Here is a 3301-nt window from a genome sequence, read left to right as displayed (position 1 = left end):
CCCATCGCCTCGGCGTGTTTGGCAAAGTCGATGTTGGAGTTTTCGCCGCCGATCGCGTGGTCCAGCAGGTTGTTGAACTCGGCCCCGCCGCAGCCCATCTGCAGCCGGTTGATGCAGCCATAGCCGCGGTTGTCGGTCACCACCACGGTGAAGGGAATGCCCATCATCGCCGCGGTGGCCATTTCCGAGTTGGCCATCATGTAGGTGCCGTCGCCGGTAAAGCAGATCACGTCGCGCTCTGGCTGCGCCATCTTGATGCCCATAGCGCCCGCGATTTCATATCCCATGCAGCTGAACCCGTATTCCATGTGGTAGCTGCCGGGCTTGCCCGCCTTCCACAGCTTGTGCAACTCACCCGGCATGGTTCCGGCGGCGCACATCACCACGGTTTCCGCGTTGGCCGCACGCTGCACCGCGCCGATCACCTGCATGTCGGTGGGCAACTGGTTGCTGTCCTCTGGTGCGTCGGTCAGCGGGGCGACCTTGCCGAACCAGTCGTCCTTCAACCCGTCGGTCTTGCCCGGAGAGGTGAAGCCGTCAAGCGCCTGCCCAAGTTCCTTGAGGCCGATCAGCGCGTCGGACATCAGCGGCGTGGCGCCATGTTTCATCGCGTCATAGGCGGCGACGTTGAGCGAGGCCAGCTTGCGCTCGGGGTTTGCGAAGAGCCCCCAGGATCCGGTCGTGAAATCCTGAAACCGCGTTCCCACGCCAAGGACAAGATCGGCCTCGGCGCAAACCGTATTGGCCGCCGCGCCGCCCGTGACACCGATGGGCCCCATGTTCAGCGCATGATCCCAGGGCAGCGCGGATTTGCCCGCCTGCGTTTCGGCTACGGGGATGTTATGCGCCTCCACAAAGCGCGCCAATTCATCGGTCGCACCCGCGTAATGCACCCCGCCCCCGGCGACGATCACGGGACGCTTGGCGGCGCGGATCATCTCGGCCACTTCGGCCAGTTCCGCCTCGTCCGGGCGGATGCGGCGCTGCCGCCAGACGCGTGGCGCAAAGAAGCTTTCCGGGTAGTCATAGGCTTCTGCCTGCACGTCCTGGCAGAAGGACAGGCAGACCGGCCCGCATTCCGCCGGGTCGGTCATGACGCGAAAGGCACGCGGCAGCGCGGTGAGCAATTGCTCGGGCCGGGTGATGCGGTCGAAGTAGCGTGTCAACGGTTTGAAGGCGTCGTTCACCGTCACCGTGCCGTCGGTCCAGTCCTCGACCTGTTGCAGCACCGGATCGGGGCCACGGTCGGCAAAGACATCGCCGGGGATCAGCAGCACCGGCAGCCGGTTCACATGCGCCAGCGCGGCCGCCGTCAGCATGTTGGCGGCCCCCGGCCCGATGGAGGAGGTCACCGCCATCGCCTTGCGGCGCCCAGACTGCTTGGCATAGGCAATCGCGGCATGGGCCATGGTCTGCTCGTTGTGCCCGCGCCATGTCGGGAAGGTGTCCTTGTTGGCGTGCAGCGCCTCGCCGATACCTGCAACGTTACCGTGGCCGAAAATCGCCCAGCAGCCCTCGATGAACCTGTCGCCCTGTTCGGTCATCTGCGCCGCGATATAGCGCACCATGGCCTGCGCGGCGGTCAGACGGATCGTCCCGGTCATGCGGCATCCTCCTTGTCGCCCTTCCGGGCCTCGTTTCTGGCCTGGTCCCAGATGGTGCACAGTCGGCTGTAGTTCTCGGCCATCTCGGACACCGCTTCGCCGTCGGTGATGTTGCCCGCCAGCCAGTTCCGCGCGGCATTGCCAAAGATCGTGCGGCCCACGGCGAAGCCCTTGACCAACGGCTGTTTCGCCGCCAGCGCAAAGCTGGCCGCCAGTTCGGCCTCCGGCGCATCCAGCCCCAGCACCACGATGCCGCGCGTGCGCGGGTCGTTGCGGGTGATGGCGTCCACGGCGTTCTGCCATGCGGCTTCGGTCTTGAACGGCTCCAGCTTCCACCAGTCGGGGTAAATGCCCGCCTCGTAGAACGTCTGGATCAGCTTGGCCGAGGTCTCATCGTCTACCGGACCAACCCTGGAGGGGATGATTTCCAGCAGGAACTCCAGACCGTTGCGCCGGGCAGCCGTGAACAGGCGGCGAACCCTGCGGATATGGGTTTCCATCGTCTCCGCGTCGTCGCCCGGGTGGACGAAGACCAGCAGCTTGACCACGTTTTCGCGCGCCCATTCACGGAATCGGCCGAAATCCTCGCCCAGGTCCGGTTCAAACTCGATGGGGCGCGAGCCCGGCAGTTCCGTCGGCCGCCCGATCCACAGGCCGGTGCCAGAGGCACGGTGCAGGGCGGTGCGCCCGATGCGGTTGTCGCAAAGGATGCCATAACCCTGCTTGCCATCGGCAACCTGCAAGGCGGCATCGAGGCAAAGCTCCTTGAATGCGGCACCCTTTTGCAGCGTGTACCCCTCCATTTCCTCCAGTTGCAGCCGATGATCGAAGGCGAAGGTCCGGACAGAGGACCAGTCCCCATGCCGATTGGTGGCCCAATGCACCTGCTCCAGTTCGGCATCATGACGCAGGTCGGGGCGTTTGATGCCTCGGTCAAAGAAGAATTGCAGCTCCTCCCAGCTGGGGTAGGCAGGCGTGCAGCCATGGCGCGAGACAGCGAAGGCGCCGCAGGCGTTGGCGTATTTCAGCGCCGTCGGCCAATCCTCACCGTCCAGCCACCCTTTGAGCAGCCCGGACATGAAGCCATCCCCGGCCCCCAGCACGTTGAAAACCTCGATGGGAAAACCCGGCCCGGCCTCGCCGTCATCCAGGCTGTCGGGCACGTCGCCGGTGAAGGCCACCGCCCCCGCCGCCCCGCGCTTGCAGACCAGCGTGGCCTTGGACACCTTGCGCACCGCGCGCAGCGCTTCGATGGTGTCGGTGCTGCCGCCCGCAATGTGAAACTCTTCCTCGGTCCCGACGATCAGGTCGAACAGGTGCAGGCTTTCCTGCAGCTTGGCCGTCACCTTGGCGCTTTCGACAAAGCGGCTTTCGCCGTCGCCATGGCCTGCCACGCCCCAGAGATTGGGGCGATAATCGATGTCCAGCGCGGTCTGCAGGCCCGCCTCGCGTGCGATGGTCAACGCCTTCAGCGTCGCCGCCTCGACCTGTGGGTGCGACAGATGCGTGCCCGTGGCCACGACCGAGCGCGCCCGGCGAATGAACGACTCGTCGATGTCATTTTCGGTCAGTGCCATGTCGGCACAGTTTTCGCGGTAGAAGATCAGCGGGAACTGTTCCTGATCCCGGATGCCGAGAAGAACCAGCGCGGTCAGCCGGTCGGGGTCCACCTTCACGCCTTCCGTGCTGACGCCTTC

The 3301-nt window shown here is 65.3% G+C and carries 2 protein-coding genes; both read right to left on the bottom strand.

Annotated features, from left to right (window positions below; translation table 11 throughout):
- Positions 1-1604: 3D-(3,5/4)-trihydroxycyclohexane-1,2-dione acylhydrolase (decyclizing) (gene iolD, locus RBB42_RS27870; protein ID WP_305972689.1), on the bottom strand; the 1604-nt coding region annotated here is incomplete at its 3' end.
- Positions 1601-3301 (bottom strand): 5-dehydro-2-deoxygluconokinase (gene iolC, locus RBB42_RS27865; protein WP_305972688.1); only part of this gene is annotated, 1701 nt, incomplete at its 5' end. The genes iolD and iolC, both read right to left, overlap by 4 nt.

It is taken from the genome of Mameliella sp. MMSF_3455, from assembly GCF_030733205.1.
In the GTDB taxonomy this organism is placed as follows: Bacteria; Pseudomonadota; Alphaproteobacteria; order Rhodobacterales; family Rhodobacteraceae; genus Antarctobacter.
The sequence above is the reverse complement of the archived record's forward strand: the minus strand, read 5'-3'. Positions and strand labels throughout refer to the sequence as shown.